The following is a 14,780-nucleotide window of genomic DNA, read 5'->3' as shown; positions in this document are numbered from 1 at the left end:
GGCAGGTGGTATCCGCCCAGGCGGGTGTCGGTGGTGACCTTGCGGGTGAGCAGCCAGACCGGTGCACGGATGCGCAGTGTCTCGGTGACGATCCGATTGGTCAGTTCCAATCGGGACAGGTCGTCGTGAGTGGCGGTGCGGCCGGCGAGGACCGTGTCGACCTCGTCGTGCAGGCGGCGTTCGATGTCGGGGTGGGCGGCCACGAGGTGCAACGCCCACGTCAGGGTGATCGCGATGGTCTCGGTGCCGGCGATGTGGAAGGTCATCATCTGGTTGGCGATCTCGGCGTCGGACAGCACCTGGTGCGCGCCCGAGGATTCGGTGTCGTGCGCGGACAGCAGAGCGGACAACAGGTCGCCCCTGTCACCGCCCTCGGCGCGGCGGGTGGCCACGATGCCGAGGACCGTGCGCCGGATCCGCGCCCGCGCCCGCTCGAAGCGGCGGTTGGCCGGGATCGGCAGCCTCCTCAGCGGGCCGGCCATCAGCATGCGCGTCAGCACGCTGTCCATGATGGTGTCGAGATCGCGCTTGGACTGGCGCAGCTCGGCCTCGGTGAGGGTGTCGGAGAACATCGTGGAGGTGAGCACGTTCGTCGTGAGCATCGCCATCTGCGCCGGCACGTCGAGCACCTCCCCCTCGTGCCAGGCGTCGACGCGTTCGGCGATCTCGGCGGACATGGTCTTCGCGTACTCGGGGAATCGGTTCTGTTGGAAAGCGGGCTGCAGCAGGCGGCGTTGCCGTCGGTGCTGCGAGTGCGGGCAGCCGACCAGGTTGTCCCCGGCGATGTCCCGGACCACGCTGATGAACGGGCCGCCCTTGTCGTAGGTCTTGTCGTCGCGTAACACCTGGTGCGTCAACTCCGGGTCGCACACCATGACCGCCGGGGCCGGCCCGATCCTGATCCTCACCAGATCGCCCTGCGCCGCCAGTTCGGCGAGAAACTCCGGGGCTCGGCGCAGCATCGGCAGCCCGTGTCCGACCAACGGCAGCGCGCCCCGCGCGGTGGGGATCTTTCCGCTGGACGCGAGGTCGGTATCCGGCGCGGAAACAGACTCGTGCGCGACTTTGTCCGAATGACCCATGAGTGCTCCTCACACGTCGGCTTTGTGCGGCGTCGTCATGAGGGTCGCACGGCAACCGCGCCGCGCGATTACGCTGAAATGCTCACTCGCGCCTCAACCGCGGTTCATGCTTCGGAAGACGGAACCGGAAATTCCCGGTCGACGACCGGCTTGCGGCCGACGCCGCCGACGATTCGCATCTCCTCGGGCCGGAAGTCCTGGACGCGGCCGTCCGGGTGCCACAACGGCAACGTCACCACTCCCGGATCCACCAACTCCACCCCGGCGAAAAAGCCGTGCACATCGGCAATCGAGCGGCCGGTGCTGAAGGCGCCTTGGTAGAGCGACGTCAGCGATCGCGCGTCATCGCCCAATCCCTCGGATATCCCGCACGAGATGGCGAGGTGGCTGCCGGGTGCGACGGCGTCGACCAGGTGTCGGAGCGCGTCGCGGATGCGGTTGTCGTCGGGGATGAAGTGCAGTATCGCCAGGACCAGCACCGCCACCGGCCGGTCCAGGTCGATCAGCTCCCGCAGCCGCGGGTCGGACAGGAGGGCGGGTGGGTCGAGCAGGTCGCCTTCGATGACGCGAGCGGTGTCCGACCCCTCCAGCAGGGCCTGTCCGCGCTCGACGGCCGCGGGGTCTTTGTCGATGTAGACGACCCTGGTGCCGGGGGCGATCCGCTGGGCGACCTGGTGCACGTTGTCCTGAGTGGGCAGACCCGCGCCGATGTCGATGAACTGCCGGATCCCGGCGCCGGTGAGGAACCGCACGACACGGCCCAGGAAAGCGCGGTTGGCCTTGGAGAGGTCGACGAGCTCCGGTCGCAGAGCCAGCGCCTCGCGGGCGGCCTCCCGGTCGACGGCCCGGTGCTGGGTGCCGCCGAGGTAGAAGTCGTACATCCGCGCGATGCTCGGCGCCTCTGGCGACTCGCCCATGCCCACCCCACCGGTTATCCGATCGACAACGGCACATTGTTACCAATCCGAGCGTATCGGACCCGTCGCGACAGGGCTTCTCCGATATTGCGCTCGACCGGAAATGGTGAATCGTCGGCCAGCCACTTTCTCTCTTTCTAACTCAAGTGGGCGAAGGTCCTCTCCCAGGTCTTGAACCAGTCTTTGAACCACGGGTGATTGTTGGCCAGGGGGACTATCGAGCGCACTGTTTCCGCGTAGTACGTGCGTTGCTTCTCTGGTCTGGGGTGGGTGTTCAGCCTTTGGACATTGCTCAGGCGGTCTGCCAGTTTCACCAGTCGGGCTTCTGGTGGGGCTTCTTGGAGGCGTTGCAGGTAGGCCTCTCGGTCATCGGTCTTTGTCACCCAGTCGACCAAGGTCGCTACTCGGGGGCCGAAGGTTTCTTCGACTTCCGCCAGGGTGCAGTTCGTGTCTTCCACTACGTCGTGTAGGACCGCGGCGCGAAGGGTGTCTATATCGGTCGTCTTCACGGCTACCAGGACCGACAATGCCTCCAGCAGGTGTTCTACGTACGGTTCGCCGGCCGGGCGGGTTTGGGTGGCGTGCCATCGGGTCGCGAACTCGACAGCCTCGTCCAGGCGGCGCAGGTCGGCTTCGGGTAGGGATAGGGCTGGTCGCAGGGTCGGCCAGTCCGTTGCCTCGAATGTCTGCAGCATGAGGTCGAGCCTAGGTTGGGAGAAATGCTCATGAGCGGTGAACAGGACATCCGGCGGTCGCTCGTCAACCACGCTCCGCTGCGGCGTCGGCCGCAGGTCATGGTGGCGCGGATGCTCGACTGGCTCCCGCCGGACACCCCGCTCTGGGGCGACGACGCGCCGGTCGCGCAGCTGGAGCGGCGGCTCGCCGAGCTGCTCGGCAAGCCCAAGACCCTGTTCTTCCCCACCGGCACCATGGCCCAGCAGGTCGCCCTCCGCATCCACGCCGAGCGCACCGGCCGCCGGGCGTTCGCCGCGCACCCGCAGAACCACCTGCACCTCTGGGAGGAGCACGGGTACGCCGCCGTCCACGGGCTGCGCTTCCTCGCCGCCGGCGACCGGAACCGGCTGCTCACCATCGACGACCTCACGCAGGTCGGCGAGCCACCCGCGGCGCTCCTGCTCGAGCTGCCCCAGCGCGAGATCGGCGGCCTCCTGCCCACCTGGGACGACCTCACCGCGCAGGTCGGCTGGGCCCACGAGCACGGCGCCGCCGCGCACCTCGACGGCGCCCGGCTCTGGGAGGCGCAGCCCTACTACGACCGCCCGCACGCCGAGATCGCCGCGCTGTTCGACACCGTGTACGTCTCGCTCTACAAAGGACTCGAAGGCGTCCGCGGGGCCGTGCTCGCCGGTCCGGCCGACGTCATCGACGAGGCCGCCGTGTGGCGCCGGCGGCTCGGCGGCGCCATCCCGGACGCCTGGCCGCTGGCGGTCGCCGCGCTCATGGGGCTCGACGAGCAGCTCGACCGGATGCCCGCGTTCCGCGACCACGCCGTCGCCATCGCGCGCGCCGTCACCGCCGACGGCGTCGCCACGGTCCTGCCCAGCCCGCCGCAGACGCCGATGTTCCACGTGCACCTACCGGTCGCACCGGCCGCCGCGCAGCGAGCGCGCGACGAGATCATCGAGGCGCACGGCGTCCAGGTCTTCTCCTACGTGCGGAGCCAGCCGCTGCCGAACCACGCGATGTTCGAGGTCAGCGTCGGCGAGAACGCGATGGCCTTCGCCCCCGACGAGGCCGCCGCGCTGATCCGCGAGCTGGTCAAGCGCGCCGAGCGGGAGGATGCCTAGGCCGGCGGCCATGATCGAGGGCGCCGGTCGACGCGGTGCTCGCGGCCGGCTGACCTACGGTGTCGGCATGCCGCTGTTCGCCTTCGAGGGCAAGAGCCCGACGATCCACCCGGACGCCTGGATCGCGCCGACCGCCACGCTGATCGGCGACGTGACCGTCGAGGCCGGCGCCTCGGTCTGGTACGGGGTCGTGATCCGCGCCGACTTCGGCGCGGTCGTCATCCGGGCCGGGGCCAACGTGCAGGACAACTCGGTGATCCACGTCGGCGAGGGCAGCTGCGAGGTCGGCCCGGGCGCCACCATCGGCCACCTGTGCATGGTCCACCACTGCACGATCGGCGCCGAGGCGCTCATCGGCAACAGCGCCACCGTGCTCGACGGCGCGGTGGTCGGCGCCCGCGCGATGGTGGCGGCCGGCTCGACCGTCACGCCCGGCTCGGCGGTGCCGCCGGAGACGGTGGCGTTCGGCTCGCCGGCCAAGCGGTTCGTGCCGCTCTCCGGCGACGCCAAGGCGTGGGTGGACGGCAACCCGTCGATCTACCAGGAGCTGGCGCGCCGGCACCGCGACGGGATCACGCCGGCGGGGTGAACGGGATCGTCGTGCTGATCCGGACGAAGCCGAGCTTCTCCAGGATCGGACGGCTGGTGGGCAGCGCGTCGGTCCGCAGGTAGGTGAAGCCGCGCTCGGCGGCGAGCCGGGTGCGGTAGGCCACCATCGCGCGGTAGATGCCGCGCCGGCGCCACCGCGGCAGCGTGCCGCCGCCCCACAGGCTCGCGAAGTCGGTGCCCGCGTGGAAGTCGACCCGCGACGCGCACACCGGCTCGTCGCCGGCCATCGCGAGCACGACGGCGAGCGCGTCCGGGTCGGTGCGCAGCCGGTCGCGCATGCCGGCGATCATCGGGCCGTGGTCGCCGCCGAACACCTCGTCGTGCACCCGCTTGGACAGCTCCAGGCCGGCGTCGTCGGTGACCGTGCGCAGCTCGATGCCCTCCGGGACCGGCAGGTCGGTCGGAATGTCCTCGACCGCGGCGACCATGAGGGCCTCCTCCTCGCCGGGCGCCAAACCGGCCGCGCGCAGCCGGTCCGGCAGGTCCGCGGGCCGGTCGTAGGCGTAGAACTTCCACTCGAACGACCGGCCGTGGCCGGTGAAGAACGCGATCTGCTCGGCGATCACCTCGTCGGCGTTCGACTCGGTCAGGTCGGCCCACTCGACGCCGTTCCAGCCGTTGGGCGTCGGGTTCAGGCAGCGGATCACGTTGCCGGCCCGCTCGAACCGGCCGCCGCCGAGGCTCGGCCGCACGACGTTGCGCAGCTGCTTGTCGAACGCCGCCAGCGCGGCCTCGCGATCCATGCCGACCAGTCCAGCACACGCGGCAACCGGGTTTCACCGGTGCGCGGCGACCAGCACGTGCGCGGTGGCGCCGAGCGTCGAGGGTTCGCGCTCGGTGCGGGCGGTGAGCTCCAGCACCAGCGCCCGGCCGTCCGGATCGGACAGCCGGGCGGCCAGGCCGGGCATCCAGTGCGCCATGCCCTCGACGGCGTACAGCCCGTCGAGGCACAGGCCCGCGTCGGCCACCTCGCCGGGCAGCTCGTCCGGGCGGTGGAAGTACACGGTGGTGAAGCCGTCCGCGAGGTCGACCGTGTCCCGCCGCGTGCCGGTCTCGAGGTCGGCGCCCACCATGTCCGTGAAGCCTAGAACGTCGGCCATCCCGTTGAACAGCACCTCGTACATCGACGCCCAGCGGCTGATCGTCGCGCCAAGCACGACGCCGCCCGGCCGCACCACCCGGCGCGCCTCGGCGAGCGCGCGGATCCGGTCGGCGCGGTCGAGCAGGTGGTAGAGCGGGCCGAGCAGCAGCACGGCGTCCCAGCTCCCGTCGGCCTCGGCGAGGTGGCGTGCGTCGCCCTGCTCGGCCGCGATCCCGTCGGCCCGCGCGGACTCGACGTGCAGCGGCACCGGGTCGACGATCTTCACCTGGTGGCCGCGCTCGGCGAGCCAGGACGCGTACACGCCGAACGCGCCGCCGACGTCGAGCACCGCGGCGGGCGGCGCGGGCAGCAGCCGGTCGAGCAACACCTTGGTACGCAACAGTTCCAGCGTCCCGTCGAGTCGGGTCCGCTCACCGCCGCGGTCGTAGTAGGCGTGCACGTCGCGATCCAGCATGCTCCGACACGGTAGCGACCGGCCGCGGAAATCGCGCTTGAGTTTCACGTAACGTCAGCTCTTAGCGTCAGCGGCATGCCACCGAAGAAGAAGCAGACCTTCCAGGTCACCATCGAGATGACCGCGGGCGACGCGCCGATGATGGACCTGGGCAAGATGCTCGGCCAGACCGGCGTGAACCTGGTCGAGGTCAAGCGTTCCTACGACGCGAGCACCGCCGACCAGCGCGGGGACCTCATGCCCGCCGTCGTCACCGTCTTCGAGGACCGCAGCTTCGAGCTGCGCCTCAAGACGCCGCCGACGGCGTTCCTCATCAAGAAGGCGTTGGGCGGCAAGGGATCCCCGCGACCGGGCCACGACAGCGCCGGCCGGCTGACCCGCGCGCAGCTGCGTGCGGTCGCCGAGCGGAAGCTGCCCGACCTCAACACCGACGACCTCGACGCGGCGATGCGCATCATCGCCGGCACCGCCCGATCGATGGGAGTGTCTATAGAGGACTAGACGATGAGACCGGCGGCGGTGCCGCCCTTCCGTGCCCTCGACCCCGCGCTGGCGAGCGCCGAGCGGCTGCTCGCGTCGGGACTGTCCACCGTGGTCGCCGCGCTGCCCGACGAGCCGCTCGCCACCGCGCGGCTGAACACCCTGCTCGCCGGGCTCGGCGTGAGCCCGCGGCTGTGTCCGGGCCAGGACGGCTGGCGGGTGGTGCACGTCGACGCGACCGGGGAGCCGAGCGAGCTCGCCACCGCGGCCGGCGGCCTGGTGGCGCTGGTGGCGGTGGCGGGCTGGTCGAGGATCAAGCCGTGCGAGACGTGCGCCGAGCCCTTCCTCGACCGCACCAACGGCCGCACCCGCCGCTGGTGCACCCGGCACCGGCCGCGCCACCGCGTACTCGGCGTCTTCTTGGCTTGACCGCGGCCGGGTGGATCTCGACCAGCACCTCGTCACCCGCCGTCGTCACCACGTGTCGCCGGACGCGCCGGGCTGGCTCGGGCACCTCGTGGTCGAGCCGCGCCGGCACGCGTACGCCGGACGTACCGCTCGGCGACGCGGCCGAGGTCGCCGGGTCGTGCGTGACCTGCGAGCACGGCTGGGGGAGCAGGGCCGATAGTGTGCTCTGGGTCGGGCCCTAAGACAGTGTTGATGGAGGCACCCCCAATGCACCAGCCGGCGATCCCGCACCTGGCCGCCGCCGATCCGGACCTCGCGCAGCTCATCGAGGGTGAGGCCAAGCGCCAGTTCGAGAAGGTGCGCCTGATCGCGTCGGAGAACTACGTGTCCACCGCCGTGCTCGAGGCCACCGGCACCGTGCTGACCAACAAGTACTCCGAGGGCTACCCCGGCAAGCGGTACTACGAAGGCCAGCAGTTCATCGACCAGGTCGAGCTCCTCGCGATCGAGCGGGCCAGGGCCGTGTTCGGCGTCGACCACGCCAACGTGCAGACCTACTCCGGCTCGCCCGCCAACCTCGCCGTCTACCTGGCGCTCGCGGCCCCCGGCGACACCATCATGGGCATGGCCCTGCCGGCCGGCGGCCACCTCACCCACGGCTGGAGCGTCTCCGCCACCGGCAAGTGGTTCAACGCCGTCCAGTACGGCGTGCGCAAGGACACCGGCCGCATCGACATGGACGAGGTCCGCGAGCTGGCCCTGGCCGAGCGGCCGAAGCTGATCTTCTGCGGGGGCACCGCGATCCCGCGCACCATCGACTTCCCCGCGTTCGCCGAGATCGCCCGCGAGGTCGACGCCGTCCTCGTCGCCGACATCGCGCACATCGCCGGGCTCGTCGCCGGCGGCGCGCACCCCTCGCCGGTCGGGCACGCGCAGGTCATCTCCACCACCACGCACAAGACGCTGCGCGGCCCGCGCGGCGCGATGCTGATGTCCGACGCCGAGCACGCGAAGGCCCTGGACAAGGCCGTCTTCCCCGGCCTGCAGGGTGGCCCGCACGACCACACGACCGCCGCGATCGCGGTCGCGCTGGCCGAGGCCGCGCGGCCGTCGTTCCGCGACTACGCGGCGAGCATCGTCGCCAACGCCGCCGCGCTCGCCGACGCCCTGCTCGGGCGCGGCTTCGACCTGGTCTCCGGGGGCACCGACAACCACCTGATCCTGGCCGACCTCACCAACAAGGGCATCGGCGGCAAGCCGGCCGCGAAGGCGCTGGACCGGGCGGGCATCGAGCTGAACTACAACACCGTCCCGTTCGACCCGCGCAAGCCGTTCGACCCGTCCGGCGTGCGGCTGGGCACCGCGGCGATCACCACCCGCGGGCTGGGCGTCGAGCAGATGCCGCAGGTGGCCGAGTGGATGGAGCGCGCGATCACCGCCGCCAACGAGGGCGACGAGGTCGCGATCGGCGCGGTGGCCAGCGAGGTCGCCGAGCTGCTCGCCGACTACCCGATGCCCGGCTGGGCCTGAGCCACGGCTTTGCCGAACGGCGCCTGTGGGTGTGCCCCACAGGCGCCGTCCGTCGTCAGCGCACCTGCCGGGGCAGGCTCGCCGGGCTCTCGTTGTGCGAGCGGTCCAACGCCGTGACCGCGTAGGTGTACGCGGTCCCGCGCGCCGCCGTGCGGTCCACAAAGGACTGAAGGGTTTCGTTCCCCGCGCGGACCGTACCGACGAGATTGCGCCCGTCCACCGCCGAGCACGGCGTCCAGCGACCGGCGACCCGGTACACCGCGTACGAGGTCGACCGCTTGTCGGTGCCGGCCCACCGCAGCCGGACCCCCTCGGCGGTCCGCCCGGACAGGGCGATCACCGGCGGCCGCGGTCCCGCCGCGACGAGCCGGCCCGCGGTCGGCGGCACGGCGGGCCGGCCGTAGTGGTCGGCCTTCACGATCGACATGTGCCCGAGCTTGTTCGCCCGCACCTGCGCGGCGGAGAAGTAGATGTCGCCGCCGACCTCGGGGTAGGAGCGGTTGAACGTCAGGTGCTTGCTCATCTCGGTCGGGTCCTGCCACGGCGGTCCTTGCGCGGGGGCGGCCACCTTGTAGTTCGCCTGCCCGACGAACAGCGCCACGTCGGTGCCCGCGACCACGTCCGACCACCACGGCACGAGCTTCGCGTAGTCCGCCACGGTGAACCCGATGTTCCAGTACACCTGCGGCACGATGTAGTCGATCCACTCCTCGCGCACCCACTTCCGGGTGTCGGCGTAGAGGTCGTCGTAGGTCTGTACGCCACCCTGCGTGGGCGAGCCCTCGGGGTCGGTCGAGGCGTTGCGCCAGATGGCGAACGGGCTGACGCCGAACCGCACCCACGGCTTCTCCGCCCGGATCGCGCTCGACAGCCCGGAGATCAGCTTGTCGATGTTGTCCCGGCGCCAGTCGGCGAGGCTGTCGAAGGCGCCGCCGTACCGGGCGAAGGTGTCCCCGTCGGCGAACGTCTGGCCCGCCACGGGGTAGGGGTAGAAGTAGTCGTCGAAGTGCAAGGCGTCGATGTCGTAGCGGCGCACCGCGTCCATGATCGCGTCGACGGTGAACTTCTGGACCTCCGGCAGGCCCGGGTCGTAGTAGAGCTTGCCGCCGTAGGGGATCACCCAGTCCGGGTGCAGGCGCGCCGGGTGCGTCGGCACGAGCTGGCTGACGTCGGTGTTCATCGAGATCCGGTACGGGTTGAACCACCCGTGGAACTCCAGGTTCCGCTTGTGCGCCTGCGCCACCGCGAACGCGAGCGGGTCGTAGCCCGGGTCCACGCCCTGCTGGCCGGACAGCCACCGCGACCACGGCTCGAGCGGCGAGGGCCAGAAGCTGTCGGCCGTCGGCCGGACCTGGACCACGACCGCGTTGAGGCCCAGCGCGACCGCCTCGTCGTACCAGCCGACGAGCTCGGCCTTCTGCTGGTCGGCCGTGAGCCCGGTGCGCGAGGGCCAGTCGATGTTGGTGACGCTCGCGATCCACTCCGCGCGCAGCTGCTGTTTCGGGGTCGCCGGGTCGGGCGCGGGGCACGTCGGCCCGCCGGTCCGCGCGGGCTCCGCGGCGGTCGCGGGCGGGGCGCTCAGGGCGCCGACGACGAGCGCCGCGCCGAGAAGGCTGCCGAGGAGACGCTGGAGACGCATCCGAGAAGTTTGTCGCCTTCCACCCCCTGTGTAAACCGTGGAAACCTCACGAGTTAGCGGCGATCGGTCTGAATTGTTCACGACAGTTGATCGTCGGGTATGTCCACTTCCTGATGTTTGCGCACGTCAGCGGGGGTAGTGTGAGACTCGAGTCACGGTTGACCGCGCTTGCACACCGGCCAGGGCAAGGTGCATGCTTGTATCTAGCAACTAATTGGATGATGCAAGCAACAGGAGAGAGCGGTCGTGGTCGCACCGGGTATGGACGTGCCGACCGGCGAGCTGACCGAGTGGGAAATCGAGTGCGGTCATCGGCTGGCCGGGGCTATGTTCGGCCTCGGCAAGCAGCAGGCGAGCCTGAGTAATCGGATGAGCAAGTCGGGGGTCGACCGCTCGACGATCTTCCTGCTGAAAGCGTTGGTCGTACACGGTCCCAGCAGGTCGAGCGAGCTCGCCGCGGCGGTGCACTCCGATCCCTCGACGGTCAGCAGGCAGGTCGCGGCCATGGTCCGCGACGGCCTCATCGAGCGCCGGGCGGACCCGGAGGACGGGCGGGCCAGCGTGCTCGCCCACACCGAGCGTGGTCTCGCACTGTTGGAGGAGCAGCGCCGCCGGCTAGGGCTGGCGCTCGCTCAGGTCGTACGGCAGTGGGATCCCGACGACGTGTCCCACTTCCTGGAGTTGCTCGAGCGTTTCGTCACCGACCACGAGCGCTCGCTACCGATGTTGATGAACGAATGCGTGAAAACGCGTTCCGAAGGGGAGAACTGATGTCCGAACCGGCCTCGCGCGCCGTGCCCGAGGCGGACGCACCGTCCACGGGGGGACGGGCCGCGCTCTCGCACCGCGAGATCATGACCGTGCTCGCCGGGCTCATGCTCGGCATGCTCCTTGCCGCGCTCGACATGACCATCATGGCCTCGGCCACGAAGACGATTGCCGACCAGCTGCACGGCCAGACCATCCAGGCCTGGGTGACCACCGCATACCTGATCACCGCCACGATCTCCACACCGCTGTACGGCAAGCTGTCCGACATCTTCGGGCGCAAGCCGATGTACCTGACCTCCATCTCGTTGTTCCTGGCGGGCTCGGTCCTGTCCGGGATCTCGAACTCGATGTACGAGCTCGCCGCGTTCCGCGCGGTCCAGGGCCTCGGCGCCGGTGGCCTGATGTCGCTGGCGCTCGCGATCATCGCGGACATCGTCTCGCCGCGGGAGCGCAGTCGTTACCAGGGCTACTTCATGGGCATCTGGGGCGTCTCCAGCGTGGCCGGCCCTGTGGTCGGCGGTTTCTTCGCCGGTGCCGGCACCTTCGCCGGGATCGACGGGTGGCGCTGGGTGTTCCTGGTGAACGTGCCGATCGGCATCATCGCGCTGATCGTCGTGGCCAAGTTCCTCAACGTGCCGCACACCCGGGTCAACCACCGCGTCGACTACTGGGGCGCCGCGGCGCTCACGACGGCTCTCGTGCCGCTGCTGATCGTGGCCGAGCAGGGCCGCCAGTGGGGCTGGGCCTCGGGCGCGTCGCTCGCGATGTACGGGATCGGGGCCGTCGGCATCGCCGCGTTCATCTTCGTGGAACGCGCGATGGGCGACGAGGCGCTGCTGCCGATGCGGTTGTTCCGGCGGCCGGTGTTCTCGCTGTCCAACGTGATCAACTTCGTGATGGGCCTCGGGATGTTCGGCATGATGATGTCGCTCCCGCTGTACCTGCAGATCGTGAAGCACGCCACGCCGACCGAGTCGGGGCTGCTCACGCTGCCGATGACCGCGGGCATCCTGGTCGCGTCCATGGGCAGCGGCATCCTGATCTCCAAGACCGGGCGGTACAAGCGCTTCCCGCTCATGGGGCTGGCCCTCGTCTCGGTCTCGATGTTCCTGTTCGCGCAGATCGGCGTGGACACGCCGCTGTGGCAGACGATGCTGGTCATGGGCATCGCGGGCCTCGGGCTCGGCGGCTGCATGCAGACGCTGATCCTGGCGATCCAGAACGACGTGCCGGCCAAGGACATGGGCGTCGCGACCTCGTCGGCCACGTTCTTCCGCTCGATCGGCGGCACGGTCGGCACCGCGGTGTTCCTGTCCATCCTGTTCAGCGTGGTCGGCAACCGGATCGCCGACGCGTTCGCCAGCGTCCGCACCGACCCGGCGTTCCTGGCCGCGCTACAGCAGAACCCGGACTTCGCCCGTTCCATGCAGGGCGGCGGTGGGCTCGACCTGAACAACACCCAGTTCCTGAACACCCTCGACCCGACGCTCGCCCGGCCGATCCTGGTCGGCTTCGCCGACTCGATCGACACGGTGTTCATGGTCGGCGGGGTCGTGATGCTGGTGGCGTTCGCGCTGATGTGGTTCCTCAAGGAGGTGCCGCTGTCCGACAAGTCGGGCATCCAGCGCGCCGCCGACGACGAGGCCGCGGAGGCCGCCGCACCGGCATCGGTGCACTAGCCACCGGGCGCTAGAACCGGGGAGGTGAGGGCCCCGCGCATCCACGGATGTGCGGGGCCCGCCCCGTCTCTGGGGTTCGGCCCGCGCTCGCGTCGGGCGGCGGAGTGCTTGAGCCACCGGCCGACGAGCTGGCGGCGCTGGCGACCCCGAGTCGGCGTCGGCGTCATTCGGGCTGCCTCGCTACGAAAGGTGCCGTCGCCGTCCCGCGCGTCAGTGGAAGGTGCGGCCGGAGTCCTTCAGGCGCTGGTAGCTGCGCACGATCTCGGCCTCCGCCTCGGTGCGGCCCACCCAGGTGGCGCCCTCGACGCTCTTGCCGGGCTCCAGGTCCTTGTAGACCTCGAAGAAGTGCTGGATCTCCAGCCGGTGGTACTCGGCCAGGTGGTGGATGTCGCGCAGGTGCTCGGTGCGCGGGTCCTCGGCCGGGACGCACAGGACCTTGTCGTCGCCGCCCTTCTCGTCGGTCATGCGGAACATGCCGATGGCGCGGGACTTGATCAGGCAGCCCGGGAAGGTCGGCTCCTGGACCAGCACGAGCGCGTCGAGCGGGTCGCCGTCCTCACCGAGGGTGTTCTCCACGTAGCCGTAGTCGGCCGGGTACTGGGTGGCCGTGAACAGGGTCCGGTCCAGCCGGATGCGCCCCGTCTCGTGGTCCATCTCGTACTTGTTGCGCTCCCCTTTGGGGATTTCGATCAGGACGTCGAACTCCACGCTGCCCCTCGCTCAAGTCAGGTCGTGTCGCGATGCCCACTAGTGTGGACCACCGCCGGCAAGACCAAGGGGAGGGCATGTGCCGCAGTCAGTGGACGGCGACGTCTGGCCAACAACCGACGACGATCATCGAGACGACGCCACCAAGCAACTGCCGGTCCCACCTGCCCCGGCAAAGACCCAGCTGACCTGGCCGGTAGCCGAGCTGGCCCCGAACCGCCAGGTCACCCGCGCCGTGCCCGAGGTGCCGTCCCGCCCCACCCCCGAGGGGCCCCTTGCCAGCGACGACACCCCGGCGCCCGCTCCCGCCGAGCCAACCAGCGGCGAGACACCGGACCCCGCGAGCCCCACAGCCGACCAGCCTCCGGCCACCGAGCCCGAACCGCCGAGCGCCCCAGCCGACGAGGCCGCCGCTCAGCCCGGCACCCCGGCAGAATCGGCCGACGCGGACGCCCCAACCACGGCCATTGACGAAGCCCCGAGCCTCTCGGACGAGTCCACCGAGTCCACCGAGCCACCGACCGACGAGCCCGCCGCTCCAGCCGAGAAGGTCCCGAGCACGTCGGGCGAGTCGGCTGAGAGCGCCGAGCCGGAGGGCTGGTGGCCGACCGCTTCGGCCGACGAGCCATCGAGTTCCGCGGACGAGACCGCTGACCGAGCCGAGCCGGTGAGCCAGAGTCCCGCCACTCCAGCCGATGAGGCTTCGACCAGCTCGGCGGAGCCGGCCGAAGGCGCCGAGCCGGAGAGTGGCTGGCCGGCTTCCTCCGCCGAGGAGGCTTCTTCCGGCGAGGAGGCTTCTTCCGGGGAGTCGGCTGAGGGCCCGGAGCCGGTGAGCGGCTTGCCCACCGACTCAAGCATCTCGGAGAGGTCGGCTGAAGGCACCGAGCCAGAGAGGTGGTGGCAGGCCGCCTCAGCCGACAGGACCTCGAGTACCTCGGACGAGACCGAGGACCGAGCCGCGCCGGAGAATCAGACGCCGGCCACCTCAGTCGACGAGCCTTCGAGTTCCTCGGAAGAGTCAGCCGACGGCGCCGAACCGGCAACCGACTGGCCGGCCGCCTCAGCCGAGAAGACTTCGAGTTCCTCGGAAGAGTCCGGCGATCGCGCTGAGCAGGTTTCGGGCAGTTCGGGGGAGTCGGCTGAGGACACGGAGTCGGCTGAGGGCGCCGAGCCGGTAGGTGGCTGGCCGGCCGCTTCAGCCGAGGAGACCTCGAGTTCCTCGGATGAGTCCGGCGATCGCGCTGAGCCGGTGAGTGGCTGGCCGGCTGCTTCCGCCGAGAAGCCTTCGGGCACTTCGGCGGAGTCGGCTGGGGGTGCCGAGCCGGTAGGTGGCTGGCCGGCCGCTTCAGCCGAGCAGACTTCGAGTTCCTCGGAGGTATCCGGCGATCGCGCCGAGCTGGTGAGCGGCTGGCCGGCTGGTTCTGCGGAGAGGATTTCGGGCACTCCGGGGGAGTCCGCTGAGGACCCGGAGTCGGTGAGCGGTTGGCGGGCCGCTTCAGCCGACATGGCTTCGGGTTCCTCGGACGAGTCCGGCGCCGAGTCTGGGAGTGGCTGGCCCGCTGCTTCTGCCGAGAAGGCCTCGAGCACCGCGGC

General features: G+C 70.4%; 15 protein-coding genes and 1 pseudogene. 7 read left to right on the top strand and 9 right to left on the bottom strand.

Features of this window, described 5'->3' with window-relative positions:
• The 3 genes from VGD70_RS34525 to VGD70_RS34515 all read right to left on the bottom strand — a co-directional run.
• On the bottom strand, positions 1-1,082 hold a 1,082-nt coding region (locus tag VGD70_RS34525; protein ID WP_331088939.1), incomplete at its 3' end, for a cytochrome P450.
• 104 nt (positions 1,083-1,186) lie between these two features.
• Entirely contained in the window at positions 1,187-1,999 is an 813-nt protein-coding gene (locus VGD70_RS34520) for an SAM-dependent methyltransferase (protein WP_331088943.1), read from the bottom strand.
• A gap of 137 nt (positions 2,000-2,136) precedes the next feature.
• Positions 2,137-2,694: an HD domain-containing protein gene (locus VGD70_RS34515; RefSeq protein ID WP_331088937.1), complete on the bottom strand. Its 558-nt coding sequence runs from the start codon at positions 2,692-2,694 to the stop codon at positions 2,137-2,139.
• 30 nt (positions 2,695-2,724) lie between these two features.
• Between VGD70_RS34515 and VGD70_RS34510 the strand changes: the two genes are divergently transcribed.
• Together VGD70_RS34510 and VGD70_RS34505 are read left to right on the top strand one after the other, a co-directional pair.
• On the top strand, positions 2,725-3,807 hold the full coding sequence (locus VGD70_RS34510; RefSeq protein WP_331088935.1) for a threonine aldolase family protein: 1,083 nt from the start codon (positions 2,725-2,727) through the stop codon (positions 3,805-3,807).
• A gap of 67 nt (positions 3,808-3,874) precedes the next feature.
• Positions 3,875-4,396, top strand: coding sequence for a gamma carbonic anhydrase family protein (locus VGD70_RS34505; protein WP_331088934.1), 522 nt, complete (start codon positions 3,875-3,877; stop codon positions 4,394-4,396).
• Here the strand turns inward: VGD70_RS34505 and VGD70_RS34500 are convergent.
• Together VGD70_RS34500 and VGD70_RS34495 are read right to left on the bottom strand one after the other, a co-directional pair.
• Positions 4,380-5,159 (bottom strand): hypothetical protein, encoded by a 780-nt coding sequence (locus VGD70_RS34500; RefSeq protein WP_331088932.1) that lies wholly within the window; start codon positions 5,157-5,159, stop codon positions 4,380-4,382. The genes VGD70_RS34505 and VGD70_RS34500 overlap by 17 nt on opposite strands.
• 33 nt (positions 5,160-5,192) lie before the next feature.
• On the bottom strand, positions 5,193-5,972 hold the full coding sequence (locus VGD70_RS34495; RefSeq protein ID WP_331088930.1) for a class I SAM-dependent methyltransferase: 780 nt from the start codon (positions 5,970-5,972) through the stop codon (positions 5,193-5,195).
• A gap of 75 nt (positions 5,973-6,047) precedes the next feature.
• On the opposite strand from VGD70_RS34495, the gene VGD70_RS34490 reads away from it, so the two are divergent.
• From VGD70_RS34490 to glyA, 3 genes are all read left to right on the top strand, one after another.
• A complete protein-coding gene (locus tag VGD70_RS34490; protein ID WP_331088929.1) occupies positions 6,048-6,473 on the top strand; it encodes a 50S ribosomal protein L11 in 426 nt (141 codons plus the stop codon).
• A 3-nt stretch (positions 6,474-6,476) separates the two neighbouring features.
• Complete coding sequence (locus VGD70_RS34485) at positions 6,477-6,881, top strand: CGNR zinc finger domain-containing protein (RefSeq protein ID WP_331088927.1); 405 nt, start codon at positions 6,477-6,479, stop codon at positions 6,879-6,881.
• Between the two features lie 246 nt (positions 6,882-7,127).
• Positions 7,128-8,390: a serine hydroxymethyltransferase gene (gene glyA, locus VGD70_RS34480; protein ID WP_331088941.1), complete on the top strand. Its 1,263-nt coding sequence runs from the start codon at positions 7,128-7,130 to the stop codon at positions 8,388-8,390.
• A 55-nt stretch (positions 8,391-8,445) separates the two neighbouring features.
• Here glyA and VGD70_RS34475 read toward each other — a convergent pair whose 3' ends face one another.
• A complete protein-coding gene (locus VGD70_RS34475; protein WP_331088925.1) occupies positions 8,446-10,029 on the bottom strand; it encodes a glycoside hydrolase family 10 protein in 1,584 nt (527 codons plus the stop codon).
• Between the two features lie 261 nt (positions 10,030-10,290).
• Here VGD70_RS34475 and VGD70_RS34470 point away from each other — a divergent pair, with 261 nt between their 5' ends.
• Together VGD70_RS34470 and VGD70_RS34465 are read left to right on the top strand one after the other, a co-directional pair.
• Positions 10,291-10,800 carry a MarR family winged helix-turn-helix transcriptional regulator gene (locus tag VGD70_RS34470; RefSeq protein ID WP_331088923.1) on the top strand — a complete coding sequence of 170 codons (510 nt, stop codon included), beginning with the start codon at positions 10,291-10,293 and terminating at the stop codon, positions 10,798-10,800.
• Positions 10,800-12,479 carry an MDR family MFS transporter gene (locus VGD70_RS34465; protein WP_331088921.1) on the top strand — a complete coding sequence of 560 codons (1,680 nt, stop codon included), beginning with the start codon at positions 10,800-10,802 and terminating at the stop codon, positions 12,477-12,479. The genes VGD70_RS34470 and VGD70_RS34465 overlap by 1 nt, the downstream gene beginning before the upstream one ends.
• Positions 12,480-12,689: 210 nt before the next feature.
• On the opposite strand, the gene VGD70_RS34460 is transcribed toward VGD70_RS34465, so the two are convergent.
• From VGD70_RS34460 to VGD70_RS34450, 3 genes and pseudogenes are all read right to left on the bottom strand, one after another.
• The gene (locus tag VGD70_RS34460; RefSeq protein WP_331088919.1) at positions 12,690-13,187 is read right to left on the bottom strand and encodes an inorganic diphosphatase; all 498 of its coding nucleotides are present in this window, start codon (positions 13,185-13,187) and stop codon (positions 12,690-12,692) included.
• A 414-nt stretch (positions 13,188-13,601) separates the two neighbouring features.
• Entirely contained in the window at positions 13,602-14,033 is a 432-nt protein-coding gene (locus VGD70_RS34455) for a hypothetical protein (protein ID WP_331088917.1), read from the bottom strand.
• Between the two features lie 123 nt (positions 14,034-14,156).
• Positions 14,157-14,780: pseudogene (locus VGD70_RS34450) on the bottom strand (hypothetical protein); the annotation flags it as partial.

Source organism: Actinophytocola sp., assembly GCF_036402745.1.
In the GTDB taxonomy this organism is placed as follows: domain Bacteria; phylum Actinomycetota; class Actinomycetes; order Mycobacteriales; family Pseudonocardiaceae; genus Actinophytocola.
This window is presented reverse-complemented; position numbering and strand designations above follow the sequence as displayed.

What these genes read in the sequence shown, in the direction of transcription:
- VGD70_RS34520 (WP_331088943.1), bottom strand. Translation starts at nt 1,999, where the DNA reads ATGGGCGAGTCGCCAGAGGCGCCGAGCATCGCGCGGATGTACGACTTC.
- VGD70_RS34515 (WP_331088937.1), bottom strand. Translation starts at nt 2,694, where the DNA reads ATGCTGCAGACATTCGAGGCAACGGACTGGCCGACCCTGCGACCAGCC.
- VGD70_RS34510 (WP_331088935.1), top strand. Translation starts at nt 2,725, where the DNA reads ATGAGCGGTGAACAGGACATCCGGCGGTCGCTCGTCAACCACGCTCCG.
- VGD70_RS34505 (WP_331088934.1), top strand. Translation starts at nt 3,875, where the DNA reads ATGCCGCTGTTCGCCTTCGAGGGCAAGAGCCCGACGATCCACCCGGAC.
- VGD70_RS34500 (WP_331088932.1), bottom strand. Translation starts at nt 5,159, where the DNA reads ATGGATCGCGAGGCCGCGCTGGCGGCGTTCGACAAGCAGCTGCGCAAC.
- VGD70_RS34495 (WP_331088930.1), bottom strand. Translation starts at nt 5,972, where the DNA reads ATGCTGGATCGCGACGTGCACGCCTACTACGACCGCGGCGGTGAGCGG.
- VGD70_RS34490 (WP_331088929.1), top strand. Translation starts at nt 6,048, where the DNA reads ATGCCACCGAAGAAGAAGCAGACCTTCCAGGTCACCATCGAGATGACC.
- VGD70_RS34485 (WP_331088927.1), top strand. Translation starts at nt 6,477, where the DNA reads ATGAGACCGGCGGCGGTGCCGCCCTTCCGTGCCCTCGACCCCGCGCTG.
- glyA (WP_331088941.1), top strand. Translation starts at nt 7,128, where the DNA reads ATGCACCAGCCGGCGATCCCGCACCTGGCCGCCGCCGATCCGGACCTC.
- VGD70_RS34475 (WP_331088925.1), bottom strand. Translation starts at nt 10,029, where the DNA reads ATGCGTCTCCAGCGTCTCCTCGGCAGCCTTCTCGGCGCGGCGCTCGTC.
- VGD70_RS34470 (WP_331088923.1), top strand. Translation starts at nt 10,291, where the DNA reads ATGGACGTGCCGACCGGCGAGCTGACCGAGTGGGAAATCGAGTGCGGT.
- VGD70_RS34465 (WP_331088921.1), top strand. Translation starts at nt 10,800, where the DNA reads ATGTCCGAACCGGCCTCGCGCGCCGTGCCCGAGGCGGACGCACCGTCC.